A 25256-nucleotide genomic window follows, 5' to 3' on the forward strand; every position below is an offset into this window, starting at 1 on the left:
TTCAAGCCCAACGTGGAAAGTGGAGGTCGACACGTGTCGGTCAACATCAAGCCCCTCGAAGACCGGATCGTCGTCAAGCCCCTCGACGCCGAGCAGACCACGGCCTCCGGCCTGGTCATCCCGGACACCGCCAAGGAGAAGCCCCAGGAGGGCGAGGTCATGGCGATCGGTCCGGGTCGCGTCGACGACAACGGAAACCGCGTGCCGCTCGACGTCGCCGTCGGCGACAAGGTCATCTACAGCAAGTACGGCGGCACCGAGGTCAAGTACGCCGGTGGCGACTACCTCATCCTGTCCGCCCGCGACGTCCTCGCTGTCGTTTCCTGACGTAATGGCATCCCGCCCGGCTTCGTTGGGCGCGCTTGACGACCCGCTTCGCTCAGAGGTCGCCTGCGCGCACCCGCCTGGCCGGGCGGGCGCCATTTCGCCAGGAACCAGCGAACCTGAAGCCACAACTAGGAGCACCTGATGTCCAAGATCCTCGAATTCGACGAGAACGCCCGCCGCGCCCTGGAGCGCGGTGTCGACGCGCTCGCCAACGCCGTCAAGGTGACGCTCGGCCCCAAGGGCCGCTACGTCGTGCTGGACAAGAAGTGGGGAGCGCCCACGATCACCAACGACGGTGTCACCGTCGCCCGTGAGATCGAGCTCGACGACCCCTTCGAGAACCTCGGCGCCCAGCTGTGCAAGGAGGTCGCGACCAAGACCAACGACGTCGCCGGTGACGGCACGACGACCGCGACCGTGCTCGCCCAGGCGATGGTGCACGAGGGTCTGCGCGCAGTCGCCGCGGGCGCCAACCCGATGGGCCTCAAGCGCGGCATGGACGCCGCCGCCGAAGCCGTCGGTGACGCTCTGCGTGAGGCCGCCCGGGAGGTCGAGTCCAAGGAGGACATGGCCTCGGTGGCCACGATCTCCTCGCGCGACAGCCACATCGGCGACCTGCTGGCCGAGGCCTTCGACAAGGTCGGCAAGGACGGCGTGATCACGGTCGAGGAGTCCAACACCATGGGCACCGAGCTCGAGTTCACCGAGGGGATGCAGTTCGACAAGGGCTACATCTCGGCCTACTTCGTCACCGACCCCGAGCGGATGGAGGCCGTCCTCGACGACGCCTACATCTTGCTGCACCAGGGAAAGATCGGCGCGATCGGCGACCTGCTGCCCCTGCTCGAAAAGGTCATCACCGCCGGCAAGCCGCTCTTCATCCTCGCCGAGGACGTCGAGGGCGAGGCTCTCTCCACCCTGGTCGTCAACAAGATCCGCGGCACGTTCAACGCGGTGGCGGTCAAGAGCCCCGCGTTCGGTGACCGCCGCAAGGCCATGATGGAGGACATCGCCGTCCTCACCGGCGGCCAGGTCGTCGCTCCCGAGGTCGGCCTCAAGCTCGACCAGGTCGGTCTCGAGGTGCTGGGCCAGGCCCGCCGCGTCGTGATCACCAAGGACAACACCACGATCATCGACGGTGCGGGCGACTCCGGCGCCGTGGAGGGCCGCGTCAACCAGATCAAGGCCGAGATCGAGTCGTCCGACTCCGACTGGGACCGCGAGAAGCTCCAGGAGCGCCTCGCCAAGCTCGCGGGCGGCGTGTGCGTCATCAAGGTCGGCGCCGCCACCGAGGTGGAGCTGAAGGAGAAGAAGCACCGCATCGAGGACGCCGTCTCCGCGACGCGCGCTGCGATCGAGGAGGGCATCGTCCCCGGCGGTGGCTCGGCCCTGATCCACGCAGTCTCGGTGCTCGAGGACAACCTCGGCCTGACCGGTGACGAGGCCGTCGGCGTGCGCGTCGTGCGCAAGGCCGCCGACGAGCCGCTGCGCTGGATCGCCGAGAACGGTGGCGTGAACGGCTACGTCGTCACCACCAAGGTCCGCGAGCTCGGTGTCGGCAACGGCTACAACGCCGCGACCGAGGAGTACGGCGACCTGGTCGCCCAGGGCGTCCTGGACCCGGTCAAGGTCACCCGCTCGGCGCTCGTCAACGCCACCTCGATCGCGGGCATGCTGCTCACGACCGAGACGCTGATCGTCGACAAGCCCGAGGAAGCCGAGCCCGCCGCGGCCGGCCACGGGCACGGCCACGGTCACTGATCGACGTACCTGCTCCATCGACTGACCCGTCCGGGGTTCCCCGGGCGGGTCAGTCGCATTGCGGCGGTGCCTGCGCTCAGCTCCGCGGGCTTCACGCCCGTAGTTGGACACGAACTGGCGGCGGACGACAGCGCCGTGGGGCAACTGGCGGCGGACGACATGCTCTTGCGCCGGCGACGTGTCTCGCGCCGCCAGGTGTCGGACACCAGGGCTGATTGCGGGCGGTGCCGGTCAGGGGACCCGGGCGATGGTCTGGGCAAACATCCCATCTGTCCCTAGCCCCTCGGCCCACAGCAGGTAGCCGGCGGCAACCTGGGCCGGCGGGACGTACCTCACGATGGAGGTGCTCAGCCGCACGAAGTCGCCTGTCGCAAGGTCGTAGAAGTAGACGCCCTCGCCCTCGTCCCCTCGTTCGGTTGCCTCGATCAGCACGTGGCCACCGCCATCGACATGTCCCCAGATGTTGTCGTCCCGGAACGTGACCACGGGCTCGCCGGTCATCGTGACGACCTGCACCCGGTCGTCGGTCACGCCACCCTCGGTGCCACAGCTCTGTGACATCACGATGCGATCGCTGTCGAGGCCGAGATAGGTCTGGGTGCAGTGGCGTCCGGACTGCGGGTCGAAGGACGTCTCCTCGCCGGTCTGCATGTCCCGGACCGTGAGCTGGTTGCTGACGCCACCGGCACGCTCGCTCCACACCAGGTGGTCGCCGTCGATGGCGAACCCGCCGACGACCAGCCCCTCGTCGCGCACGTCGGCGGGATCGGTCAGGGACACCGACCACAAGTCGCCGGTCAGTCCCTCAGCCGTCATGGTGTCCAGGTCCTCGGCGTCGGGGTTGATCGAGACGTACATCCGGCCGTCGGGCCCGACGTCGCGGTCCAGCACCGTGCCCTCGGGCAGGTCGGGCCACCGCATCTCGCGCCAGGTATCACTCGCGACGTCCAGGACCAGGGCTCCGACCTCCCGAGTCGTGGGCCCCGATTGCAAGGTCGAATTGTCGTAGTTGTAGACGATGCGCTCGTCAGTGGCCTCGAGGAGCCACGCGCTCGGACCAGGAAGCGCGGGAAGTGAGGTTTCCGCTCCCGTCGCGAGGTCCACGAGCATCGACCTCCACCGGTTCGGGTTGTTCGTGGCGTCGCGCACGAGCGCCTGGCCGGCCTCGGTCACGCCGTCGACGAATCGAGTGGTGGCGAAGGCGAGCTCAATCTCGTATCGAAGGATCGGCTCGAGGTCGGAGGCGGTGGCGTCCTGGAGGTCCAGCACCTCGCCGACGGGCTCAGTGGTGGGGCCGTCCGGGGGAGTGCGGTCGGTGGAGCCGCCGAGCACCAGGGCCGATCCGATCACCGCGCTCGCGGCGAGGGCACACGCACCGGTGACCGTGGCGCGGCGGCGCCGAAGCCTCGAGTTGCCCAGGCGGATGGTCGAGGCGACGTCGTAGTGGTCGTGCGGTGCGTTGTCACTGGTCTCGTGCAGGAGGCTGCGAAGGTCGTTCACCATGACGAGGTCCCCTCGTTGATGACCACGAGCTCGCCGGTCGGCGACTCGTCGAACATGGACCGCAGTGAGTCGAGGGCGCGCGAGGTCTGGCTCTTGACCGTGCCCTGCGTGCACCCGAGTGCGGCTGCCGTGGCGGCGACGTCGAGGTCCTCGAAGTAGCGCAGCACGACGCACGCACGTTGCCTCGGGGGCAGCTTCTCGAGCGCCGCCATCAGTGCTCGTCGCGCCGTCACCGACTCGGCGACGTCCTCATCGGACGACAGAGTGGCGTCCGCCTCGGTGGCGTACTCCTTGCTCGACCTCTTGCGGGTCGAGTCGAGGAACGCGCTGAGCACGGCCCGTCTCGCATAGGCGTGCTCCCCGCCCGTACGCCGCATCCGCGGCCAGGCGACGTACACGCGGATGAGCCCCTCCTGGACGTGGTCCGAGGCAAGGTCCCAGTCTCCGCAGAGAAGATAGGCCGTACGCCGCAGGCGCGGCCGCGCTCCCTGCGCGAAGTCGACGAAGGCGATCTCGTCAGCCGGCTTCATGTGCGCGCCCTCCCCGTCGCTGGTGCGGATCCATGCTGACTGAACGAGATGAACCGGGCGAACGGTTGCACCGACCTCGGCACCAATCTGCCGACTGTGTCTCGAGCCCGCACATGGCGCAGGGTACGGCGCGAGGGTTTAGGCACCGCAACGACCGACCACTAGACTTGCGGAGGTGGAGATCCCCGAGAAGTTCGCTGCGCTGGGCCTCACCTACGACGACGTGCTGCTGCTGCCGGGCGAGTCCGACCTCGCGCCGAGCGACATCGACACCACGAGCCGACTCACGCGTGAGATCTCCCTCAAGATCCCCATGGTCAGCGCCGCCATGGACACCGTCACGGAGTCCCGGATGGCCATCGCCATGGCCCGCGAGGGCGGCCTGGGCGTGCTCCACCGCAACCTCTCGATCGAGGACCAGGCCTACCAGGTCGACCTCGTGAAGCGGACCCAGACGGGGATCATCTCCAACCCCATCACCATCGGCCCTGACGCGACGTTGGAGGACCTCGACCGCGTGTGTGGCGAATACCGGGTGTCCGGGCTCCCCGTGGTCGACGTCGACAACCGCCTCATCGGCATCATCACCAACCGCGACCTGCGGTTCACCCCGGTCGCGGAGTGGGCCACGACCAAGGTGGACGAGGTGATGACGTCCGAGGGGCTGATCACCGGCCACTCGGGCATCTCCCGCGACGACGCGACGGCCCTGCTCCGCCAGCACAAGCGCGAGCGGCTGCCCCTCGTCGACGGCGGCGGTCACCTCACCGGGCTGATCACGGTCAAGGACTTCGTCAAGAGCGAGCAGTTCCCGCATGCGTCGTACGACGCCGACGGCCGTCTCCTCGTGGGCGCGGCCATCGGCTACTTCGGCGACGCGTGGGAGCGCGCGACGACGCTCGTCGAGGCGGGGGTCGACGTGTTGGTTGCGGACACCGCGCACGGCCACGTCCACCTGTTGCTCGACATGGTCAAGCGACTCAAGTCCGACCCGGCCACCCGCCACGTCCAGGTCATCGGTGGCAACGTCGCGACCCGGCAGGGCGCCCAGGCGTTCGTGGACGCCGGTGCGGACGCGGTGAAGGTGGGCGTGGGTCCCGGCTCCATCTGCACCACCCGCGTCGTGACCGGAGTGGGTGTGCCGCAGGTCTCGGCCGTCTATGAAGCGTCGCTGGCCTGCAAGCCGGCCGGTGTCCCACTCATCGCCGACGGCGGCATGAAGTACTCCGGCGAGATCGCCAAGGCGCTCGTCGCCGGTGCTGACTCGGTGATGCTCGGCTCCCTCCTCGCGGGGTGCGAGGAGTCGCCCGGCGAGCTGGTCTTCGTCAGCGGCAAGCAGTTCAAGTCCTACCGCGGCATGGGCTCGCTCGCCGCGATGAGCAGCAGGGGCAAGAAGTCGTACTCCAAGGACCGCTACTTCCAGGCAGAGGTCGCCAGTGACGACCAGATCGTCCCCGAGGGCATCGAAGGCCAGGTCGCCTTCCGCGGACCCCTGGGTGCCGTGGCCCACCAGCTCGTCGGCGGCCTCACGCAGTCGATGTTCTACGTCGGCGCCCGGACGGTCCCCGAGCTCCAGGAGAAGGGGCGGTTCGTCCGGATCACCAGCGCCTCGCTCAAGGAGAGCCACCCGCACGGCGTCACGATGACGGCCGAGGCGCCCAACTACTCCGGGCGGTAGACCAGCAGAGCACCGTCCACCGGCCCGCCCTCGGCGAGCAGCGTGACGTCGTAGGTGTCGCCGCGCAGCAGCAGCCCGTCGACGAACACGCCCGGACCCGAGTCGATCACGCCGTGACGCGAGTCCACGTAGATCCGGCCCGGGCTGCCCTCAGTGAACTCGCCCTCCCAGGTGGCGCGGACGCCTTTGCCCTCGGCGACGAAGCCCAGGAGCAGGTCCGTGTCCGCCTCGAGGGTCGCGACCGCCTCGGGGTTGGTGTCCATCAAGAGCTGTGGGTCCAGCCGCCACGTGCGCCCAGCGTGCTCGACGACCTCGTCGACTCTGATGCCGTCCACCAAGCGGCTGTCGCCGGCCAAGTAGGCCGCCGCCCCAAGTTGGACGTCGGCGTCCTCGACGACGGGGCCGTCCCGCCCGCGGGTGACGTAGGCCGTCAAGGTGTGCTTGGACATGGGCTCGTAGCGGATGGTCGCGGACGAACCACGGGCGTCCAAACCGTCGTGGTCGCCGCACATGCCTGAGCTGGTGGACCCCGTCCCGTCCTCGACCGTGAACCACAGACCGGGCTCGTCGGACCGGCAGAACCCAGCGATTGTCGCCCAGCCCTCGGGGAATTGACCGAAGGAGACCGTGGCGGTCCTCCCCTTGCCCTCGGCGTTGAAGGTTGCGGCCACCAGTCGATCGCCCGCGATCCGCTCACGGAAGACGACGCCACCGTGGGAGAGCCCGGGCGCCAGCTCGCCAGTGGCCTCGTAGATCGCCACCCCTGTCCGGGCGTCGGTAGAAGCGTCGTGCAGCTCGACCCGGAGCAACGGTGCCGGGGCCCCCTCGGACGCAGGAAGCGGCACCGGGTAACCCACCTCGTCGCCCTCGAACACTCGTGCCACGGCGGTGTCGCCGAGATAGAGGGTTGCCGACCCCGAGCCGAGCCCGTTCGCGACGAGGGAAACCGCCCGTGGCTCCTCGCTGCTGTCGAGCTCGAGCCACACGCCCCCGTCCTCGATGGAATCCGTCCCTGCGAAGTCGTACGGGAAACCGTGGATCGCGATCTCCTCCGGCACCGGCACGCCGACCACGTTCGGCCCGGCAACCTCAGGCTTCTGGGGCGCTTGGAACGTGGCGACGCCAGCGACCCCGCCCACCACAGCGAACGCCGCGGCGACGGCCGTGGCAGCGGTACGGCGACGGCGGACCACGCGAGCCCGGCGGCGTACGGCCGTGGCCCTGTCGTGACGGCCGGTGTCCTCGAGGCCCCCGGCGTGCCTCGCCAGGGTCTCGCGCAGGTCGTGGAGCGTGCTCATGAGCGGTCCTCCGGGCTGGTCGACGTGACGGTCGGCTCCACGAGCGCGGGGTCGATCCGCAGCTTCGCGAGCGCCTTGCTGGTCTGGCTCTTGACGGTGCCGGGCGCGATGCCGAGCAACCGGGCGGTCTCGGCCTCGCTGAGGTCCTCGACGAACCGCAGCACGATGACGGCGCGTTGCTTCCGGGGCAGCCGCCCCATCGCCTCCCACAGGTCGTGGCGCTGGTCGGCACCGGCGTGCTCGTCACGTCGGGGATGTGACGGGTCCGGCTCGGGGAGCTCGCCGTGGGAGTGCTCACCGTTCCACTTGCGTCGCCACCAGGACGCGAAGGTGTTCACCAGGATCTTGCGGACGTACGCCTCGGGGTTGCTCTCGATCCGCGGCCAGGCGAACCACGCCTTGGTCAGCGCCGTCTGCAGGAGGTCCTCGGCCAGCGCGTGGTCGTGGGTGAGCAGGTACGCCGTACGCAGCAGGCTGGTCGAACGGGCGACGACGAACTCGTCGAAGTCCACCCTGCTGTCGTCGGCCGCGCCGCCCACCGTGTCTCCCCGCGTCGTCGGCCGGTCGCCGGCCAATGTCTCCATACCCTGCACGACCACCGGGGCACAGCGTTTGGTTGCCTATCGGTCTGGGCGCAACCCGTGGGCCTTCACCAGCTTGCGTTGCGTACGCCGCCCCTTCTTCACGAACACCGGTGCCACGGCGAGACTGAACGCCGGGAAGGTGGCGCCGAAGCGGGCCAGCGCTCCGCGGAGCGGCGGCACTGCGGTGACGAGGCGCGGCTTGTCCAGCACCTTGCGGACCGCGTCGACCACATCAGCGGGCTGGAGCAGCTTGCCGGAGAAGGACAACGCCGCCGCGGGGTCGTCGAGCTTGTCGTAGAGCATGGGGGTCCAGATCCCGTCGGGGCAGATGCAGGAGATGTCGATGTTCCTCACCCCGGCGGCCCGCAGGTCCGCCATGGTGCTGAGGCTGAAGCCGATCGCCGCGTGCTTCGACGCGGCATAGACCGCTTCGCCGGCCACTGCGCTCAGGCCGGCCAGCGAGACGATGTTGACGACGTGTCCGCCGCCGGCGCCGTCCGGGCCACGCATGGCCGTGAGCGCTGCGATGGTGCCGTTGATCGTGCCGAGGGCGTTGACCTCGATCATCAGGCGTCGGGTGGCGTCGTCCTGCTCCCAGGCCGGCCCGGTCACGATCACCCCCGCGTTGTTGACCCACACGTCGAGGCGACCCGCACGCGCCACGACGTCCTCGCAGGCCGCCACGACGGCTGCGTGGTCCCGGACGTCAAGGGCGCGTGCGATTGCACGGTCGCCGAGCTCGGCTGCCGTGGCCTGCGCGGTCGCCTCGTCGATGTCGGTGACCAGGACGAGGTGCCCGCGCTCGACCAGCAGCCGGGCGATCTCCTTGCCGAGGCCGCGTCCGGCGCCGGTGACCACTGCTCCGCCTGCGGTGATGTCAGAGTCCATGCGCACATCTGACCACGCTCGGGGCCGTCGGCCCGGTTAGGCTGCCGCGGTGACTGAGATCGAGATCGGCCGAGCCAAGCGAGCCCGTCGTGCTTACTCCTTTGACGACATCGCGATCGTGCCCTCCCGGCGCACCCGCGACCCCGAAGAGGTCAGCGTGGCCTGGCAGATCGACGCCTACCGCTTCGAGATCCCCGTCATGGGCGCCCCGATGGACTCGGTGATGTCGCCGGCCACGGCGATCGCCTTCGGGAAGTTCGGCGGACTGGGCGTGCTGAACCTCGAGGGCCTCTGGACGCGGTACGACGACCCGTCCGGGCTGCTCGAGGAGGTGGCTGGGCTCCGCGGCAGCGACGCCACGCGCCGGATGCAGCAGATCTATTCGGAGCCCATCAAGGCCGAGCTGATCACCGAGCGACTCAAGCAGGTGCGCGAGGCCGGGGTCACCGTGGCCGGATCGCTCTCCCCTCAGCGGACCAAGGAGTTCGCCAAGGCGGTCGTCGACGCCGGGGTGGACATGTTCGTGATCCGCGGCACGACCGTGAGCGCCGAGCACGTCTCCTCGCAGGCCGAGCCGCTCAACCTCAAGGAGTTCATCTACGAGCTCGACGTCCCCGTCATCGTCGGCGGGTGCGCCACCTACCAGGCGTCGCTGCACCTCATGCGCACCGGTGCGGCCGGTGTGCTCGTCGGCTTCGGCGGGGGAGCGGCCCACACGACGCGGACGGTGCTCGGCGTCGCCGTACCCATGGCCTCCGCGGTCGCGGACGTGGCAGCCGCGCGACGTGACTACCTCGACGAGTCCGGCGGTCGCTACGTCCACGTCATCGCGGACGGCTCGATCGGTCGTTCCGGCGACATCTCCAAGGCCATCGCCTGCGGTGCTGACGCCGTCATGGTCGGCTCCCCCCTGGCCCGTGCGACCGATGCTCCGGGATGTGGTTTCCACTGGGGCGGGGAGGCCCACCACCCCGACCTGCCGCGCGGCGAGCGGGTCGAGTTCGGCCCCGTCGGCACGATGGCCGAGATCCTCTTCGGTCCCTCGCGCGTGGCGGACGGCACGATGAACCTCATCGGGGCGTTGCGTCGCTCGATGGCCACGACCGGCTACACCGACATCAAGGAGTTCCAGCGCGTCGAGGTCGTCATCGGCTGACGCTCGTCGACTCCGCGCTCGCCGGCAGCAGGGGCAGCTGTCGCTCGCTGACGAACGTCCGCCGGGTCCCGTCGACCGGGTCGACGAAGTCCAGCTCGCTCGCCAGCAGTTGGAGCGGGCGCGAGAAGTCGTCGATGGACGTCTCACGCACGACGGGATAGAGCGGGTCGCCCTCGATCGGGATGCCGAGTCCGTCGAGGTGCACGCGCAGCTGGTGGGTCCTGCCCGTGCGCGGTGTCAACCGGTAGACGGCGAGGTCGCCCAGCCGAGACTCCACCTCGACCAGGGTCTCCGCGTTGACGCGGGCGTCGGGCACCACCTCGGCCCGCCACTCCCCACGGGTCTTGTGGATGTGGTTGCGGACGGTGACGGGCAGCGGCAGGTCTGGGCGCCACGGCGCCAGTGCGCGGTAGGTCTTGCGGACGGTGCCGTGCTCGAACATCGTCTGGTAGGGCCCGCGCCACCGGCGTTCGGTCGCCAGCAGCAGCAGGCCGGACGTCACCCGGTCGAGGCGGTGCAGCGGTGAGAGCTCGGGCAGCCCGAGGTCGTTGCGCAGCCTGACCACGACGCTCTGCTGCACGTGCTGGCCGCGGGGGATGGTCGCGAGGAACGCGGGCTTGTCGACCACGACGATGCGCTCGTCCCGGTGGACGACGACGAGGTCCCCGGGCACCTCGACCTCGGGGCGCAGGTCCCGGTGGAACCACACGAACGTGTGGGGGCGGTAGGGGTCGTCACCGCGGACGGCCCGCCCATCGCCGTACACGAAGCGGGCCTCGGCCAGGAACGGCGCCACGTCGACGTGCTGCGGAAGCTTGTCCCTCAACCAGGCCCCCATGGTCGGCCAGGTCGTTGGGCCTTCGCGACCACGGTCAGGCGTGCGCACCCAGGCCGCGCGCAGACCGTGGCGATCAGGAAGGGGTGAACGAGGGGGCACCCGCTCGATGCTAGGGCCCATGCTCTCGGGGGCCCTGACAGAATGGCGGGGTGACGTATCAACTCAGTCCCGACCACCGCGCCGATGCCCTGGCGGCGATGACCGCCTCGGAGCTCGACGTGCTCGTGGTCGGGGGTGGCATCGTCGGCGCCGGAGCGGCCCTCGATGCCGTGACCAGGGGGCTCAGCGTCGGCCTGCTCGAGCAGCGCGACCTCGCCTCCGGCACCTCCTCGCGCAGCTCCAAGCTGGTGCACGGCGGTCTTCGCTACCTGGAGATGCTCGACTTCGGTCTGGTGAAGGAGGCGCTGGAGGAGCGGGGACTGCTGCTGGGCCGGCTCGCTCCGCACCTGGTCCGCCCGGTGCCGTTCCTCTACCCCCTCAAGCACGCCTGGGAACGGCCCTATGTCGGCGCCGGGGTCGCGTTGTACGACGGCATGGCGATGACCGGCAAGTACGAGATGGGTGTGCCCAAGCACAAGCACCTGTTCCGCAAGCAGCTGGCCCGGATGGCCCCGGACATCAGGACCGAGGACCTTCACGGCGCGATCCGCTACTACGACTGCCAGGTCGACGACGCGCGACTGGTGATGACGATCGCTCGCACCGCCGCCAACAACGGCGCCCAGATCGCGACCCGCACCAAGGTCACCGGCTTCATCCGCGAGGGCGACCGGGTCGTCGGCGTCACCGCGCGCGACCTGGAGAACGAGGTGGACCTCGAGGTGCGCGCCAAGGTCGTCATCAACGCGGCCGGCGTCTGGACCGACCAGGTGCAAGAGCTGATCGGCGGCGACGCGACCCTCGACGTGGGGGCCAGCAAGGGCGTCCACCTCGTCGTTCCCCGTGACCGCATCCGGTCGGAGTGTGGCTTCATCACCAAGACCGAGAAGTCGGTGCTCTTCGTCATCCCGTGGGGGGCCTTCTGGATCATCGGCACGACCGACACCCCCTGGGACCTCGACCTGGCGCACCCGGCGGCGAGCAGGACCGACATCGACTACCTCCTCGGCCACGTCAACGCGCTGCTGAAGGACCCTCTCGACCACCGCGACGTCGTCGGGGTCTGGGCCGGGCTGCGGCCGCTGCTCAAGCCCGTGATGCGCAAGGGTGAGCAGGGCGAGACCACGAAGCTCTCCCGCGAGCACACGGTCGCCAACCCGGTCCCCGGCCTGGTGCTAGTCGCAGGCGGCAAGCTCACGACCTACCGCGTGATGGCCAAGGACGCTGTCGACCACGCGATCCGCGACTTCGTGACCGCCCCACCGAGCATCACTGAGCGCGTACCGCTGCTCGGAGCGTGGGGGTACGAAGCTCGCACCAACCAGCGGGTCGCGCTCTCCCGCGCCTCGGGCATCGAGGTCGGGATGATCGATCACCTCCTCGGCCGCTACGGCGGGCTGATCGACGAGGTGTTCGAGCTGATCCGCGCACGACCGGAGCTGGCCGCACCCCTTCAGGGAGCACCCCTCTACCTGGCGGCTGAGGTCGTCTACTCCGTCTCCCACGAAGGTGCGCGACACCTCGACGACGTGCTGACTCGGCGTACCCGCATCTCCATCGAGACCTTCGACCGCGGCGTGCACTCTGCTCGACCGGCGGCGTTGCTGATGGCGGAGGCGCTCGGCTGGGAAGCGGCGCGGGTCGACGAGGAGGTCGACCACTACCTGCGCCGGGTCGAGGCCGAGGAGCAGTCGCAGCTCAAGATCACCGACCAGGAAGCCGACGAGGCGCGCGTGCGGGCGCCGGAGATCGTCTGAGGATCGTCAGCCGTTGAGGGCGGTGGCGAGGTCGGCCCGGCCGCCCTCACGTTCGAGGCTGCTCTGCGTGCGGGCGATCGTGCTGTCGGTGGGTAGGGCGTAGACGGCCAGCAGGGTCAGCGAGATCGCGGCGCCGAGCAGGTAGAGGGCGTACCCGCCGTCGTCGGTGACGAAGGCGAGGGCGATCGCCGCGATCGCGGGCGTCTCAGCCATGGCCATCCGGCTGATGGTGCCAGCCTGGAACGAGGCGCGGGCCTGTTGGGCAGACTCCTCGGTCGTCGCACTCGGTGCGACCGCTGGCGTGCGGAACCCGACCGTGTTGATCAGCCCGGCCGCAGCCACGCCCAGCGCGAGCACGATGGCGGGCCAGAGCGGATCCGGCGTCTCGCTGTGGTCGGTGAGCACGAACCACAGGGCGAAGCCGACGATGACCAGCCCGCCCATGACGGACGAGACGACGGTGCGAAGGTTCGCGAGCATGGCGCGACCCTAGTGCTTGACAAATGAAGGCTTCGTGTCAAATGCCGGGACGATGTGACTGACCAGTAGCATGCGGCCCCTGCGCGCCCTACCCTCGGAGGATGAGCGAGCAGACTCCCGCCTCCGGCCATCTCGTCAACGGCCCCGCGGACCCCGAGCACGACCCCAAGGCCAGCTACGCACTGGAGCCGGACTACGTCGCCAACCTGACGCGGCGCGTCGTCAGCACCACCGGGGCGACCGTCCCGGTCGAGTCGCCCCTCAACGGTCAGCCGCTCGCGCACATCCCGCAGTCGAGCGCGCAGGACGTCGCCGAGGCCTACGCCCGGGCCCGGCGGGCCCAGGTCACGTGGGCCCGGACCTCCCTCGCCGACCGCGCCGCCATGTTGTTGCGTCTGCACGACCTGGTCCTCGATCGCCAGGAGGAGATCATCGACCTGATCGTGCTGGAGTCGGGCAAGTCCCGCAAGCACGCCTTCGACGAGCCGATGCACATCGCGCTGACCGCTCGCTACTACGGGCGTACGGCGCACGAGCACCTCGATCCCCAGCGCAAGCTCGGCGTCGTGCCCGGCCTGACGAGGGTCGAGGTCAACCGCCTCCCCAAGGGCGTCGTCGGGATCATCTCGCCGTGGAACTACCCCTTCACGATGGCGCTGTGCGACGGGCTGCCGGCTCTGCTCGCAGGGAACGCCGTGGTGACCAAGCCTGATGCGCAGACCATGCTCTCCGCGCTGCTCGGCGCCCAGCTGCTCGAGGAGGCTGGCTTCCCCGAGGGCGTGTGGAACGTCGTGGCCGGGCCCGGTGCGGAGATCGGCACGCCGATGATCGAGCGCTCCGACTACGTCTGCTTCACCGGCTCAACGGCGACCGGCAAGCTGATCGCCTCCCAGTGCGCCGACCGGCTGATCGGTGCATCGTTGGAGCTGGGCGGGAAGAACCCCATCCTGATCCTGCGTGATGCCAACCTGGAGAAGGCCGCCGAGGGTGCGGTCCGCGCGTCGTTCTCCAACGCCGGACAGCTGTGCGTCTCCGTGGAGCGGATGTTCATCGCCGACCAGATCTACGACCGTTTCGTCCAGCGCTTCGTCGCCCGCACCGAGGCCATGACGCTCGGTTCCTCGATGGAGTGGGGCGTCGACATGGGCAGCCTCATCTCGCAGACCCAGCTCGAGACGGTGCAGGCCCACGTGGACGACGCCGTCGCCAAGGGTGCCCGCGTGTTGACCGGCGGCCGGGCGCGTCCCGACCTCGGCCCATACTTCTTCGAGCCGACGATCCTCGAGGGAGTCACTCCCGACATGACCTGCTTCGGCGACGAGACCTTCGGGCCGGTGATCGCGCTCTACCGCTTCCACGACGAGGCGGACGCCGTCGCGCGTGCCAATGCCGGTGACTACGGCCTCAACGCCTCGATCTACACCTCTGACGGTGCTCGCGGGAGGGTCATCGCCAAGGAGATCAAGTGCGGCACCGTGAACATCAACGAGGCCTTCGGTGCCACCTTCGCCAGCATCGACTCCCCGATGGGCGGCATGCGCCAGTCCGGGATGGGCCGGCGGCAGGGCAGCGAGGGGATCCACCGCTACACCGAGTCGCAGTCCGTGGCCACCCAGCGGCTCGTGCGCTTCGCCCCCATGCTCGGCATGTCGGACGAGACGTACGCCAAGGTGATGACCGCGCAGCTGCGGTTGATGAAGAAGCTGGGCCGCGCCTGATGGGGACCCACTACGACGTGCTGGTCATCGGGTCCGGCTTCGGCGGCTCGGTCACCGCGCTCCGCCTGACCGAGAAGGGCTATCGCGTGGGCGTCCTGGAGGCAGGCGCACGGTTCGACGACTCGTCCTTCCCGGCGACGTCGTTCGACGCCAAGAAGTTCCTCTTCGCCCCGTCGCTGGGGATGTACGGCATCCAGCGCATCGACATGGTCAAGGACTGCATGATCCTGGCCGGAGCCGGCGTCGGCGGGGGGTCGCTGGTCTACGCCAACACGCTCTACGAGCCGCTCGACGCGTTCTACCGCGACCAGTCCTGGGCCCACATCACCGACTGGAAGGCCGAGCTCCACCCCTACTACGACCAGGCCAAGCGCATGCTCGGGGTGGTCGACACGCCCTGGCACACGCCGTCTGACGAGGTGATGAAGAAGGTCGCCGAGGAGATGGGCGTCGCGGACACGTTCCACCCCACTCCGGTGGGGGTGTTCTTCGGCGACGTGGACGACCAGGACGACAAGCAGGGCCGGACGCACGCCGACCCCTACTTCGGTGGCGCCGGTCCCGAGCGCTCCGCCTGCATCGGCTGCGGTGAGTGCATGACCGGCTGCCGGCACAACGCCAAGAACACGCTGGTGAAGAACTACCTCTACCTCGCTGAGACCAACGGCGCCGTCGTACACCCGCTGACCACGGTCACCCGGGTCCGACCGCGCGCCGAGGGTGGCTACACGATCGAGACCCGCTGGACCAAGGCGAAGATGTCGCGGCGCACGGCTCTGCGCACCTTCACCGCCGACCAGGTCGTCTTCTCGGCGGCGGCCCTCGGGACCCAGAAGCTGCTCCACCAGCTCAAGGGCGAGGGCGACCTGCCCCACGTGTCCGACCGGCTCGGTGTGCTGACGCGCACCAACTCCGAGGCCATCCTCGGCGCTCTCGCACCGGACCTGTCCGTCGACTACACCCAGGGTGTCGCGATCACCTCGTCGTTCCACCCCGACGAGCACACCCACATCGAACCTGTGCGCTACGGCAAGGGTTCCAACGCGATGGCGCTCATGCAGACCGTGCTCGCCGACGAGGTCGTGGGCGAGCACCGCCTGAAGACGTGGCGCCGCGAGCTGTGGGCCAAGCGCCGGGACGTGCTGGACCTCTACGACATGAAGCACTGGTCGGAGCGGACCGTCATCGCCCTGGTGATGCAGACGCTGGACAACTCGATCACCACGATGGGGGTGAGGGGCCGGTTCGGCTGGCGGATGACCAGCAAGCAGGGTCACGGCCTGCCCAACCCGACGTACATCCCCGTCGCCTACGACGCCGTACGCCGCATGGCGAAGGTCATCGGCGGTGAGCCCGGCGGCAACGTCGGCGAGCCGTTCGAGCGACCCCTCACCGCGCACTTCATCGGCGGCTGCACGATCGGGGACAGCCCCCAGACCGGCGTCGTCGACCCCTACCAGCGCATGTTCGGCCACCCCGGTCTCCACATCGTTGACGGGTCGACCATCTCCGCCAACCTCGGCGTCAACCCGTCGCTCACGATCACCGCGCAGGCGGAGCGCGCCATGGCGTTCTGGCCCAACAAGGACGAGGCCGACACCCGCCCCGCACTCGGCTCCGGCTATCAGCAGATCGCCCCGGTCGCGCCCAAGAACCCCATCGTCCCTGACCAGGCTCCGGCTGCCCTGCGGCTGCCCATCGTGGGAGTCAGCTAGCTCGCGAAGTTTCTCTCCTCGACGCGTAACCCGCCGCGGTCGGGGTCGTTGCTCCCATGACGGACCCGGGCACTCGCGCTCCCTCCCAGCAGCCGGGACCGTCTTGTCCCAGCGCTGTCCAGCAGACGCGAGGACGACTAGGGCCCGACCAACCTCCCTCCCCGGTCGGGCCCTGGTGCTATTTGCGAGTTGTTCGGCCCGGGCCCGACACTCTGCCGGCACTGGGACGTCCGACATGCTGGCGGCCCCGACGGCCGCCCCGTCGGACGTCCGGCTCAGCGTCCGACGAGGTGGCGGCCTCGGTGTCGGACGCAACTTCGGATGTCCCGCACGTCGGCTGACAGCTCGGCATACAGCGGGATTCCACTGCCACCAGGTGGCAGCGAACTACCGCTGTCAACCGGCAGGGCTGGGCTCGACGCGGCCTCGATAGACTCCGCCCGTGACGAACCCACACGCCGACCACGACCTCGTCCTGGTCGTCGACTTCGGCGCCCAGTACGCCCAGCTGATCGCCCGGCGGGTGCGGGAGGCCCGCGTCTATTCCGAGATCGTCCCGCACTCCATGCCGGTCGCCGAGATGCTCGCGCGCCAGCCCAAGGCGATCATCCTCAGCGGCGGCCCGTCCTCGGTCTACGCCGACGACGCCCCGGGGATCGACAACGCGGTCTTCACCGCGGGCGTCCCCGTCTTCGGCATGTGCTACGGCTTCCAGCTGATGGCTCGCGGCCTCGGCGGCGAGGTCGCGCACACCGGAGCGCGTGAATACGGCCGTACGCCGGTCACCGTTACCAACCCCGGCATCCTGCTCGCAGGCATCCCCGAGGCGCACAAGGTCTGGATGTCGCACGGCGACTCCGTCGCTGCGGCCCCTGACGGCTTCACCGTCCTGGCCTCGACCGACGTCACCCCGGTCGCCGCGTTCGAGGACGTCGCCCGCGGACTCGCCGGGGTCCAGTGGCATCCCGAGGTCCTCCACTCCGAGCACGGCCAGCAGGTCCTGGAGCACTTCCTCCACGAGATCGCCGCCTGCCGACAGACCTGGACGATGGTCAACATCGTCGAGGAGCAGGTCGCGCAGATCCGCGAGCAGATCGGCGAGACCGGTCGCGCGATCTGCGCGCTCTCCGGCGGGGTCGACTCGGCCGTCGCGGCCGCGATCGTGCAGCGCGCCATCGGCGACCGCCTGACCTGTGTGTACGTCGACCACGGGATGATGCGCCAGGGCGAGACCGAGCAGGTGAAGCGGGACTTCGAGGAGGTGTTCTCCGCCCTCGACGTGGTCGACGCAGCCGACCAGTTCCTCGACGCGCTCGAAGGTGTCCGCGACCCGGAGGAGAAGCGCAAGATCATCGGCCGTGAGTTCATCCGCACCTTCGAGGCCGCCGAGGTCCGGGTCTTCGGGGGCCTGGCTGCAGGCGACGCCACGGCGTGGCTCGTGCAGGGGACCTTGTATCCCGACGTCGTGGAGTCCGGCGGTGGTGCTGGGACCTCGACGATCAAGTCGCACCACAACGTCGGCGGTCTGCCCGACGACCTGCAGTTCGAGCTCGTCGAGCCGCTGCGGACGCTCTTCAAGGACGAGGTGCGTGCCGTGGGGGAGCAGCTGGGCCTGCCGTCGACCATGGTGTGGCGCCAGCCCTTCCCCGGACCCGGTCTCGGGATCCGGATCATCGGCGAAGTCACGCGGGAGCGGCTCGACCTGCTCCGGCAGGCGGACGCGATCGCTCGCGAGGAGCTGACCCGCTCCGGCCTCGACCGCGACATCTGGCAGATGCCGGTCGTACTGCTGGCCGACGTCCGATCCGTCGGAGTCCAGGGCGACGGTCGGACCTACGGTCACCCCGTCGTCCTGCGTCCGGTCACCTCCGAGGACGCGATGACTGCCGACTGGGCCCGGCTGCCGTACGACGTGATGGAGACGATCTCGACCCGGATCACCAACGAGGTGGCCGAGATCAACCGCGTCACCATCGACATCACGTCCAAGCCTCCCGGCACGATCGAGTGGGAGTAGCTGGTCCAGTCCAGCGACGAACCAGGCTCGCATCGCACTAGGCTTGACACCCGGATTCCGGACGTTCCCCCACACCACACCCACGGGAGCAGGACATGGACCAAGACGCAGGCGGCGACGTGCAGGCGGAGATCGAGTCGCTCCAGGACTTCATCGAGGACAAGCGCGTCACCCAGCAGGCCTTCCAGGACGAGGCCGACAAGGAGGCCGACCGCATCGCGGACCTCGAGTCGGAGCTGGCGGATCTCCGGGCCGCGGGCGAGCTCGCGTAGTTGAGCCGTGCGACCGTGCCATGACCCTCAGGGAGGTGGTCGGCCGTGCGTCACGGGGCTGACCGGTCGTAGGTTGTCGCGCAACGGCAAGGGGGCCAGATGAAGACGTGCACCTCTCATGTGGACGACGCCCGATGACGCGTCCCGACTCGATCGACCTGCGTGCGCTCCTCTCGAGCGCTGAGGATGCGTCTCCCGCGTCCGCAGTGGAGACGGTCGCCGAGCACCTGCGCGAGCAGGTCGGCGCAGAGCGAGTCTCCTTCTGGATCGCCGACGCCGCGGGCCAGGCCCTGCTGCTGATGCCCAGCGGCGAACGCCTCGAGATCGCGGGGACGTCGGCCGGCTCGGCCTGGCTCGAGCAGGAGGTCGGCCGCGACGAGTCGTGGTGGCTGCCGGTCACCGTGCGGGGTGATGCCATCGGCGTCCTGGAGGTCCGGCTCGACGAGGCCGCCGAATCGCCCGAGGACCTGGGCGAGCAGCTGAGCGCGGTTGCGCACCTGCTGGCGTACATCATCGTCGCCAACCAGCGCCATACCGACGAATACGAGAGAGCCCGCCGGTCGGAGTCCTTCGAGCTGTCGATGGAGGTCCAGTACCAGCTGCTTCCCGAGGCCTTCGTCTGCGAGGGCGGCTCCTTCAGGCTTGCGGGCTGGCTGGAACCGAGCAGCACCGCGGGTGGCGACACCTTCGACTACACGGTGTCCCGGGACCGCCTGACCGTCAGCCTCATCGACGCGGTGGGTCATGACGTGGGGGCGGCCATGCTGGCCACCCTCACGATCAGCGCCATGCGCAAGGCGCGACGTGACGGCGGCGACCTGCGCGACCAGGCGGCGGCCGCGCAGGCGGCCCTGATCCGGCATGGTGACGACGAGGACTACGCCACCGGCATCATCATCGAGATCGATCTCGATTCGCGGAAGCAGGAAGACCCCGCCACCGGGGGCGCTGATGCGGATCGCGCGACGACCGACAGCGGCGTGATCCGCGCTCGGATGCTCAACGCCGGCCATCCCCTGCCCCGGCTGGTCCGCGACGGGAAGCTCAGCCACGTCGAGCTCACACCCGACCCGCCGTTCGGCTTGGACGACCAGCAGGTCCACGGCGACTACACCGCACACGGCGTCGAGCTGGACCCGGGCGACCGCCTGGTCCTCCTGACCGACGGCATGTACGAACGCTCTGCGGAGTCCTTCGATCTCGACGACCACCTCGTCCGGACCGCCGACCTCCACCCGCGCAACGCTGTCCAGAAGATCGCAGCCGCCTTCCGGGAGCACGTCGAGTCAGCACCGGAGGACGACGCCACCTTCCTCCTGCTCGACTGGTGCGGCGGCGACACCGAGCGGGACACCGAGGGCGGATCCGACATCCAGTCCTGACTGGACCGATGTTCCCCACACCGGTCTAGGGTGCGGGCATGGAGCCTCAGGGTGGTCTCGGCCTCGACCTCGTCCGGATCGCCGAGGAGCTGGACGGCCGCCTCGAGGCCGCCGATGCCGCGCTGGCCCGCCAATATCCGGGGGTGCGACCGGGTCGGCAGCCCGTGCACACCGTCTACGTCCCCGCGGACCTCTTCCACGCCGACATCGTCGCGTCGTACGCCGAAGAGGCGCTGAGCACAGTCAAGGAGCACGAGTCCCTCCTGCTCGAGCTCCTCGACGGCGACGAGGCCCTGCTGGAGCTGGTGCGCGAGAAGCTCGGTCGCGAGCCGATCGAGGACCTCCGCATCGACTTCGAGGACGGCTACGGCCCACGCCCCGACGAGGAGGAGGACCGCCATGTGCAGAGCGCTGCGCAGGGCCTCCGCACCGCCATCGCCGATGGGACGGCTCCGCCCGGGCATGGCATCCGGTTCAAGAGCTTCGAGGCACCCACGCGGCGGCGTGGACTCCGCACCTTGGCGCTGTTCGTCGAGGCCCTCACCGATGGGGGACCGCTCCCGGACGGCTTCGTCGTCACGCTGCCGAAGGTGACGTCCGTCGACCAGGTGGAGGCTCTCGTCCAGACGGCCCTGCGGGTCGAGTCCGCGCTGGGACTGACGGAGGGGGCGCTGCGCTTCGAGATCCAGATCGAGACGCCCCAGTCGATCCTCGGCCCCGATGGCACCGCACTGGTGGCGCGGATGATCCACGCGTCGGGCGGGCGCTGCACCGGCCTGCACTACGGCACCTACGACTACTCGGCGTTCTGCGGGATCGCCGCGGCCCACCAGAGCCTCGAGCACCCCGTCGCCGACCACGCCAAGGCCGTCATGCAGGCCGCTGCCGCAGGCACCGGCGTGCGCCTCTCCGACGGGTCGACCAACCTGCTCCCGGTGGGCAGTCCGGAGCAGGTCCGAGAAGGGTGGAGCAACCACCTGCGGCTCGTCCGGAGGTCTCTGGAGCGGGGCTACTACCAGGGCTGGGACCTGCACCCCGCCCAGCTGCCGACCCGCTTCGCAGCGACGTTCGCCTTCTATCGCGGCGGGTCCGGAGCCGCGACGGCCCGCCTGCGCAACTACGTCGAGCGGCAGGCCTCCGGGGTGCTCGACGAGCCCGCGACCGCCCGCGCCCTGGCCGACTTCCTCCTCCGCGGTCTCGACTGCGGCGCTCTCGCCGCCCCGGAGGTCGAGGAAGCGGCCGGACTGGACGCAGCGGCGCTGGCCTCGCTCGCCCACCGCACCACCACGAAGGAAGGCTGAGTGATGGGGATCATCCTGGGACCCAACCAGTACGGCAAAGCCGAGAACCGCGTCGTCCGGATCGTGCGCGACACCCCGCGGCACGAGATCCGTGACCTCAATGTCTCCAGCTCGCTGCGCGGCGACTTCGCCGCAGCCCACGTGGACGGTGACCAGTCGCAGGTCCTGCCGACCGACACCCAGAAGAACACCGCGTTCGCCTACGCCAAGAAGCACGGGGTGACCTCGCCCGAGGACTACGCGCTCGCCCTCGCTCGGCGGCTCCTGGAGGCGACCCCGGCCGCGACCGGCGCCCTGGTCGACGTCGAGGAGTACGCGTGGGACCGGATCACCGTCGACGGCGACGGTCACGACCATGCGTTCGTACGCCGCGGGGGCGAGGTGCGCACCACGCAGGTCGACCTGTCCTCGGAGGGAGCCCACGTCCGCTCCGGCCTCACCGACCTCACGGTGCTGAAGTCCACGGGCTCGGAGTTCAAGGGCTTCCTCGTCGACGACTACACGACCCTGGCGGAGGCGGACGACCGCATCCTCGCCACATCGCTCACCACGACCTGGCGCTACTCCGATCACGGGCAGGTCGACTGGAACCGGGCGTACGACGACGTGCGCGCGTTGTTGCTCGCCACGTTCGCCTCGACGTACAGCCGAGCTCTCCAGGAGACCTTGTTCGCGATGGGGCGGGCGGTGCTCGAGGCGCACGACGAGATCGAGGAGATCTCCTTCACCGCCCCCAACAAGCACCATCACCTGGTGGACCTGGCGCCGTTCGGGCTCGACAACGCCGGTGAGGTCTTCATCGCGGCCGACCGGCCCTACGGCCTGATCGAGGCCACCGTGACCCGCGACGAGGAGGGGCGATGAGCATCGGCCGACCCGGCCTGGCGGCCTTCAACACCATGGAGCGCGACGAGGCCCACCGCCTGGTGCGGACCTGGCTCGACGTGCCGCGCTGGGCCGACGACCTCGCCGTCACCCGCCCGTACGCCGACGTCGACGAGCTCGAGACGACGATGGTCTCGGGCTCGGCCACCATCACCGATGTCGAGCTGGAGCAGGCCCTCGCGCGGCACCCGCGGATCGGCGAGCGTGCCGACGACGCGGTGCACGACGCGGAGCACTCCACCCGCGAGCAGTCGGGGGTGGACCAGACCGACGCGGAGGTCGCCCGCCGGCTCGAGGAGGGCAACCGGGCCTACGAGCAGCGCTTCGGCCGGGTCTTCATCATCCGGGCCGCCGGCCGCGACGCCCACGAGATCGTGGAACAGCTTCGGCTCCGGCTGGAGAACACCGACGAGCTCGAGCGGGCCGAGACCATCGACCAGCTGACCCAGATCGCGGTCCTGCGCATGAAGGAGACGTTGTCCTGATGGCGACGCTGAGCACGCACGTCCTCGACACCAGCCTCGGTCGGCCGGCGGTCGGTGTCCGGGTGAGCCTGGAGGGGGACGGCGGACAGCTGGCCGAAGGCCTCACGGACTCCGACGGAAGGGTCTCGGACCTCGGCGGCAGCACGCTGGCTCCGGGCACCTACCGCCTGCGCTTCGAGACCGGCGACTACTTCGCCCAGCGCGGCATCGAGGGCTTCTACCCCGAGGTGCTGGTGACGTTCACGGTCGAGGGCGACGGGCACGTCCACGTGCCGCTGCTCCTCAGCCCCTTCGGCTACTCGACCTACCGTGGCAGCTGAGACGCTGATCCGCGCCCGCCGTGCCGTCGTCGGGGGCGAGGAGTCGGCGGTCGCGGTGCGGATCCGCGACGGTGTCATCATCCAGGTCATCACCGACCTGTCGCCGTACGACGTGGACGCCGGCGGCGCCGAGGTCGTCGAGCTGTCCGAGGACGAGGTGCTGCTGCCCGGACTCGTGGACACCCACGTGCACGTGAACGAGCCGGGCCGGACCGAGTGGGAGGGGTTCGCGAGCGCGACGAAGGCTGCGGCCGCCGGCGGCGTGACCACGATCGTCGACATGCCGCTCAACAGCATCCCGCCGACCACTACGGTCGCGGCACTGGAGGAGAAGCGGGGCGTGGCAAACGGGCAGGTGTTCGTCGACGTGGGCTTCTGGGGCGGCGCGATCTCCGGCAACCTCGGCGATCTCCGTGGCCTCCATGGAGCCGGGGTGTTCGGCTTCAAGTGCTTCCTCCTCGACTCGGGGGTCGAGGAGTTCCCACACCTGACCCCGGCCGAGTTCACCGCCGCCATGACAGAGGTCGCGCGGCTGGGCGCGCTGATGCTCGTGCACGCCGAGGACGGCGATGCGGTCGCGGCGTGCGCCCACGGGGAGTCCTACGCCGGGTTCCTCGAGAGTCGTCCCGACGCCGCCGAGGAGCGCGCCATCTCCCTGGTCATCGACGCAGCGCGCACGAGTGGCGGACGCGCACACGTCGTGCACCTCAGCGCTTCCGGGGCCGTCCCGATGCTGCGTGGGGCTCGCGCTGAGGGAGTCGACGTCTCGGTGGAGACCTGCCCGCACTACCTGTTCTTCGAGTCCGGAGCGATCCCCGACGGGGCCACCGAGCTCAAGTGCTGCCCACCGATCCGCGACGCAGCCAACCGGGACGCCCTCTGGGCAGCGCTGGGCACCGGTGACATCGACTTCGTCGTCACCGACCACTCACCGTGCACCACCGAGCTCAAGCGGCTCGAGACGGGTGACTTCGCCGACGCCTGGGGCGGGATCGCGTCCCTGCAGCTCGGTCTGCCGGTCGTGTGGACCACCGCTCGCGACCGGGGACTGGGCCTCGTCGACGTGGTGCGCTGGATGGCGACGGCACCCGCCCGCAGGGTCGGACTGGCCGGCAAGGGTGAGATCGCGGTGGGGGCCGATGCCGATCTGTGCGTGTTCGCCCCGGACGAGGAGCTCGTCGTCGACGTACACGCGTTGCACCACAAGAACCCGGTGTCCGCCTACGCCGGGCGTACGCTCACCGGCACCGTCCGCCAGACCTGGCTGGCCGGCGTGCCGGTCGACCTGGACGCCGCTCCGCGCGGCCGGATGCTGAGCAGAGGAGAGTCGAGATGACCGGCTACTACGTGCCGCGCGGGGGCCTGCCCGCCCAGACGGAGCTGACGACGGACCGCGCGGTGTTCACCACCGCCTACGCCGTGCTGCCGCGGGGCACCATGCGCGACATCGTCACCAGCCAGCTGCCGCACTGGCGAGAGACCCGCGCCTGGGTGATCGCCCGGCCGCTGTCGGGCTTCGCGGAGACGTTCTCGCAGTACGTCGTGGAGGTCTCACCGGGCGGAGGCAGCGACCGGCCCGACCTCGACCCGACAGCCGAGGGAGTCCTGTTCGTGGTGGACGGGACCGTGCACCTGACGATCGCCGGCATCGACCACCGGCTGGGACCGGGGGGCTACGCCTTCCTACCGCCGGGGGCGACATGGTCGCTACGCAACGACAGTGCCGAGACGGCGACCTTCCACTGGATTCGCAAGGCCTACGAGCACGTCGACGGCATCGACGTGCCGGAGGCGTTCGTGACGCAGGAGACCGAGGTCCGCGCCGAGCCGATGCCCGGCACCGACGGCGCGTGGAGCACCCAGCGCTTCGTCGACCCGCTCGACACCCGCCACGACATGCACGTGAACATCGTGAACTTCGAGCCCGGCGGCGCGATCCCCTTCCCGGAGACGCACGTGATGGAGCACGGCCTCTACGTCCTGGAGGGCAAGGCGGTCTACCTGCTCAACAAGGACTGGGTCGAGGTGCAGGCCGGTGACTTCATGTGGCTGCGCGCCTTCTGCCCGCAGGCCTGCTACGCCGGTGGTCCGGGACGGTTCAGATATCTGCTCTACAAGGACGTCAACCGGCACGCCACGTTGTCGCAGCATCCCCGTTTGTGACCCCGTTTGTGACCCCGTTTGTGACTCGGACCACGTAACATGGCGAACGGCGGATCGTCGTTCGGCATGGACAACCGGCGCCCGCGTCTGACGAACCAT

General features: G+C 69.7%; 23 protein-coding genes. 16 read left to right on the forward strand and 7 right to left on the reverse strand.

Going from position 1 to position 25256, the window contains the following annotated elements; translation table 11 throughout:
* The first annotated feature begins 33 nt into the window (after nt 1-33).
* Nucleotides 34-327 (forward strand): co-chaperone GroES, encoded by a 294-nt coding sequence (groES, locus tag VNJ48_RS00585; RefSeq protein WP_325598043.1) that lies wholly within the window; start codon nt 34-36, stop codon nt 325-327.
* A gap of 141 nt (nt 328-468) precedes the next feature.
* A complete protein-coding gene (gene groL, locus VNJ48_RS00590; RefSeq protein WP_325598045.1) occupies nt 469-2088 on the forward strand; it encodes a chaperonin GroEL in 1620 nt (539 codons plus the stop codon).
* 231 nt (nt 2089-2319) lie between these two features.
* Here groL and VNJ48_RS00595 read toward each other — a convergent pair whose 3' ends face one another.
* Together VNJ48_RS00595 and VNJ48_RS00600 are read right to left on the reverse strand one after the other, a co-directional pair.
* Nucleotides 2320-3591, reverse strand: coding sequence for a hypothetical protein (locus VNJ48_RS00595; RefSeq protein ID WP_325598047.1), 1272 nt, complete (start codon nt 3589-3591; stop codon nt 2320-2322).
* A complete protein-coding gene (locus VNJ48_RS00600) occupies nt 3585-4121 on the reverse strand; it encodes a SigE family RNA polymerase sigma factor (protein WP_325598050.1) in 537 nt (178 codons plus the stop codon). The genes VNJ48_RS00595 and VNJ48_RS00600 overlap by 7 nt, the downstream gene beginning before the upstream one ends.
* A gap of 175 nt (nt 4122-4296) precedes the next feature.
* Here VNJ48_RS00600 and guaB point away from each other — a divergent pair, with 175 nt between their 5' ends.
* Nucleotides 4297-5799, forward strand: a complete 1503-nt coding sequence (gene guaB / locus VNJ48_RS00605) for an IMP dehydrogenase (protein WP_325598052.1) — start codon at nt 4297-4299, stop codon at nt 5797-5799.
* On the opposite strand, the gene VNJ48_RS00610 is transcribed toward guaB, so the two are convergent.
* From VNJ48_RS00610 to VNJ48_RS00620, 3 genes are read right to left on the reverse strand one after another with little or no spacing between them, the layout of a single operon-like run.
* Nucleotides 5784-7097: a hypothetical protein gene (locus VNJ48_RS00610; protein ID WP_325598054.1), complete on the reverse strand. Its 1314-nt coding sequence runs from the start codon at nt 7095-7097 to the stop codon at nt 5784-5786. The genes guaB and VNJ48_RS00610 overlap by 16 nt on opposite strands.
* The gene (locus tag VNJ48_RS00615; protein ID WP_325598056.1) at nt 7094-7681 is read right to left on the reverse strand and encodes a SigE family RNA polymerase sigma factor; all 588 of its coding nucleotides are present in this window, start codon (nt 7679-7681) and stop codon (nt 7094-7096) included. Before VNJ48_RS00615 ends, VNJ48_RS00610 begins: the two co-directional genes overlap by 4 nt.
* Nucleotides 7682-7717: 36 nt before the next feature.
* Nucleotides 7718-8569 (reverse strand): SDR family oxidoreductase, encoded by an 852-nt coding sequence (locus VNJ48_RS00620; protein ID WP_325598058.1) that lies wholly within the window; start codon nt 8567-8569, stop codon nt 7718-7720.
* A gap of 49 nt (nt 8570-8618) precedes the next feature.
* Between VNJ48_RS00620 and VNJ48_RS00625 the strand changes: the two genes are divergently transcribed.
* Nucleotides 8619-9725: a GuaB3 family IMP dehydrogenase-related protein gene (locus VNJ48_RS00625; protein WP_325598060.1), complete on the forward strand. Its 1107-nt coding sequence runs from the start codon at nt 8619-8621 to the stop codon at nt 9723-9725.
* On the opposite strand, the gene VNJ48_RS00630 is transcribed toward VNJ48_RS00625, so the two are convergent.
* Nucleotides 9715-10563 (reverse strand): pseudouridine synthase, encoded by an 849-nt coding sequence (locus VNJ48_RS00630; RefSeq protein WP_325598364.1) that lies wholly within the window; start codon nt 10561-10563, stop codon nt 9715-9717. The genes VNJ48_RS00625 and VNJ48_RS00630 overlap by 11 nt on opposite strands.
* A gap of 197 nt (nt 10564-10760) precedes the next feature.
* On the opposite strand from VNJ48_RS00630, the gene VNJ48_RS00635 reads away from it, so the two are divergent.
* Nucleotides 10761-12419 carry a glycerol-3-phosphate dehydrogenase/oxidase gene (locus tag VNJ48_RS00635; protein WP_325598366.1) on the forward strand — a complete coding sequence of 553 codons (1659 nt, stop codon included), beginning with the start codon at nt 10761-10763 and terminating at the stop codon, nt 12417-12419.
* A 6-nt stretch (nt 12420-12425) separates the two neighbouring features.
* Here the strand turns inward: VNJ48_RS00635 and VNJ48_RS00640 are convergent, their stop codons facing one another.
* Nucleotides 12426-12899 carry a hypothetical protein gene (locus VNJ48_RS00640; protein WP_325598062.1) on the reverse strand — a complete coding sequence of 158 codons (474 nt, stop codon included), beginning with the start codon at nt 12897-12899 and terminating at the stop codon, nt 12426-12428.
* Nucleotides 12900-13000: 101 nt separating this feature from the next.
* Here VNJ48_RS00640 and VNJ48_RS00645 point away from each other — a divergent pair, with 101 nt between their 5' ends.
* The 11 genes from VNJ48_RS00645 to VNJ48_RS00695 all read left to right on the forward strand — a co-directional run bounded on the left by VNJ48_RS00645 (nt 13001) and on the right by VNJ48_RS00695 (nt 25157).
* The gene (locus VNJ48_RS00645; RefSeq protein WP_325598064.1) at nt 13001-14617 is read left to right on the forward strand and encodes a succinic semialdehyde dehydrogenase; all 1617 of its coding nucleotides are present in this window, start codon (nt 13001-13003) and stop codon (nt 14615-14617) included.
* The gene (locus tag VNJ48_RS00650; protein WP_325598066.1) at nt 14617-16332 is read left to right on the forward strand and encodes a GMC family oxidoreductase; all 1716 of its coding nucleotides are present in this window, start codon (nt 14617-14619) and stop codon (nt 16330-16332) included. The genes VNJ48_RS00645 and VNJ48_RS00650 overlap by 1 nt, the downstream gene beginning before the upstream one ends.
* A 442-nt stretch (nt 16333-16774) precedes the next feature.
* On the forward strand, nt 16775-18349 hold the full coding sequence (gene guaA, locus VNJ48_RS00655; protein ID WP_325598068.1) for a glutamine-hydrolyzing GMP synthase: 1575 nt from the start codon (nt 16775-16777) through the stop codon (nt 18347-18349).
* Between the two features lie 95 nt (nt 18350-18444).
* Nucleotides 18445-18621, forward strand: a complete 177-nt coding sequence (locus VNJ48_RS00660; RefSeq protein WP_325598070.1) for a hypothetical protein — start codon at nt 18445-18447, stop codon at nt 18619-18621.
* Nucleotides 18622-18755: 134 nt separating this feature from the next.
* Nucleotides 18756-20003, forward strand: coding sequence for a GAF domain-containing SpoIIE family protein phosphatase (locus VNJ48_RS00665; protein WP_325598072.1), 1248 nt, complete (start codon nt 18756-18758; stop codon nt 20001-20003).
* A 38-nt stretch (nt 20004-20041) separates the two neighbouring features.
* Nucleotides 20042-21304 carry a DUF6986 family protein gene (locus tag VNJ48_RS00670; RefSeq protein WP_325598074.1) on the forward strand — a complete coding sequence of 421 codons (1263 nt, stop codon included), beginning with the start codon at nt 20042-20044 and terminating at the stop codon, nt 21302-21304.
* 3 nt (nt 21305-21307) lie between these two features.
* Nucleotides 21308-22168, forward strand: coding sequence for a factor-independent urate hydroxylase (gene pucL, locus VNJ48_RS00675; protein ID WP_325598368.1), 861 nt, complete (start codon nt 21308-21310; stop codon nt 22166-22168).
* The gene (uraD, locus tag VNJ48_RS00680; protein ID WP_325598076.1) at nt 22165-22674 is read left to right on the forward strand and encodes a 2-oxo-4-hydroxy-4-carboxy-5-ureidoimidazoline decarboxylase; all 510 of its coding nucleotides are present in this window, start codon (nt 22165-22167) and stop codon (nt 22672-22674) included. The genes pucL and uraD overlap by 4 nt, the downstream gene beginning before the upstream one ends.
* Nucleotides 22674-22994 (forward strand): hydroxyisourate hydrolase, encoded by a 321-nt coding sequence (gene uraH, locus VNJ48_RS00685; protein WP_325598078.1) that lies wholly within the window; start codon nt 22674-22676, stop codon nt 22992-22994. The genes uraD and uraH overlap by 1 nt, the downstream gene beginning before the upstream one ends.
* Nucleotides 22984-24330, forward strand: coding sequence for an allantoinase AllB (gene allB, locus VNJ48_RS00690; protein WP_325598080.1), 1347 nt, complete (start codon nt 22984-22986; stop codon nt 24328-24330). The genes uraH and allB overlap by 11 nt, the downstream gene beginning before the upstream one ends.
* Nucleotides 24327-25157: a bifunctional allantoicase/(S)-ureidoglycine aminohydrolase gene (locus VNJ48_RS00695; protein WP_325598082.1), complete on the forward strand. Its 831-nt coding sequence runs from the start codon at nt 24327-24329 to the stop codon at nt 25155-25157. Before allB ends, VNJ48_RS00695 begins: the two co-directional genes overlap by 4 nt.
* Nucleotides 25158-25256 lie beyond the last annotated feature (99 nt).

The sequence above is a fragment of the Nocardioides sp. genome (assembly GCF_035576065.1).
Classification (GTDB): Bacteria; Actinomycetota; Actinomycetes; order Propionibacteriales; family Nocardioidaceae; genus Nocardioides.

What these genes read in the sequence shown, in the direction of transcription:
- VNJ48_RS00635 (WP_325598366.1), top strand. Translation starts at nt 10,761, where the DNA reads ATGACCGCCTCGGAGCTCGACGTGCTCGTGGTCGGGGGTGGCATCGTC.
- pucL (WP_325598368.1), top strand. Translation starts at nt 21,308, where the DNA reads ATGGGGATCATCCTGGGACCCAACCAGTACGGCAAAGCCGAGAACCGC.
- VNJ48_RS00610 (WP_325598054.1), bottom strand. Translation starts at nt 7,097, where the DNA reads ATGAGCACGCTCCACGACCTGCGCGAGACCCTGGCGAGGCACGCCGGG.
- groL (WP_325598045.1), top strand. Translation starts at nt 469, where the DNA reads ATGTCCAAGATCCTCGAATTCGACGAGAACGCCCGCCGCGCCCTGGAG.
- uraH (WP_325598078.1), top strand. Translation starts at nt 22,674, where the DNA reads ATGGCGACGCTGAGCACGCACGTCCTCGACACCAGCCTCGGTCGGCCG.
- VNJ48_RS00595 (WP_325598047.1), bottom strand. Translation starts at nt 3,591, where the DNA reads ATGGTGAACGACCTTCGCAGCCTCCTGCACGAGACCAGTGACAACGCA.
- VNJ48_RS00650 (WP_325598066.1), top strand. Translation starts at nt 14,617, where the DNA reads ATGGGGACCCACTACGACGTGCTGGTCATCGGGTCCGGCTTCGGCGGC.
- VNJ48_RS00670 (WP_325598074.1), top strand. Translation starts at nt 20,042, where the DNA reads ATGGAGCCTCAGGGTGGTCTCGGCCTCGACCTCGTCCGGATCGCCGAG.
- uraD (WP_325598076.1), top strand. Translation starts at nt 22,165, where the DNA reads ATGAGCATCGGCCGACCCGGCCTGGCGGCCTTCAACACCATGGAGCGC.
- VNJ48_RS00665 (WP_325598072.1), top strand. Translation starts at nt 18,756, where the DNA reads ATGACGCGTCCCGACTCGATCGACCTGCGTGCGCTCCTCTCGAGCGCT.
- VNJ48_RS00615 (WP_325598056.1), bottom strand. Translation starts at nt 7,681, where the DNA reads ATGGAGACATTGGCCGGCGACCGGCCGACGACGCGGGGAGACACGGTG.
- VNJ48_RS00695 (WP_325598082.1), top strand. Translation starts at nt 24,327, where the DNA reads ATGACCGGCTACTACGTGCCGCGCGGGGGCCTGCCCGCCCAGACGGAG.
- VNJ48_RS00645 (WP_325598064.1), top strand. Translation starts at nt 13,001, where the DNA reads ATGAGCGAGCAGACTCCCGCCTCCGGCCATCTCGTCAACGGCCCCGCG.
- VNJ48_RS00630 (WP_325598364.1), bottom strand. Translation starts at nt 10,563, where the DNA reads ATGGGGGCCTGGTTGAGGGACAAGCTTCCGCAGCACGTCGACGTGGCG.
- VNJ48_RS00660 (WP_325598070.1), top strand. Translation starts at nt 18,445, where the DNA reads ATGGACCAAGACGCAGGCGGCGACGTGCAGGCGGAGATCGAGTCGCTC.
- VNJ48_RS00620 (WP_325598058.1), bottom strand. Translation starts at nt 8,569, where the DNA reads ATGGACTCTGACATCACCGCAGGCGGAGCAGTGGTCACCGGCGCCGGA.
- VNJ48_RS00640 (WP_325598062.1), bottom strand. Translation starts at nt 12,899, where the DNA reads ATGCTCGCGAACCTTCGCACCGTCGTCTCGTCCGTCATGGGCGGGCTG.
- VNJ48_RS00600 (WP_325598050.1), bottom strand. Translation starts at nt 4,121, where the DNA reads ATGAAGCCGGCTGACGAGATCGCCTTCGTCGACTTCGCGCAGGGAGCG.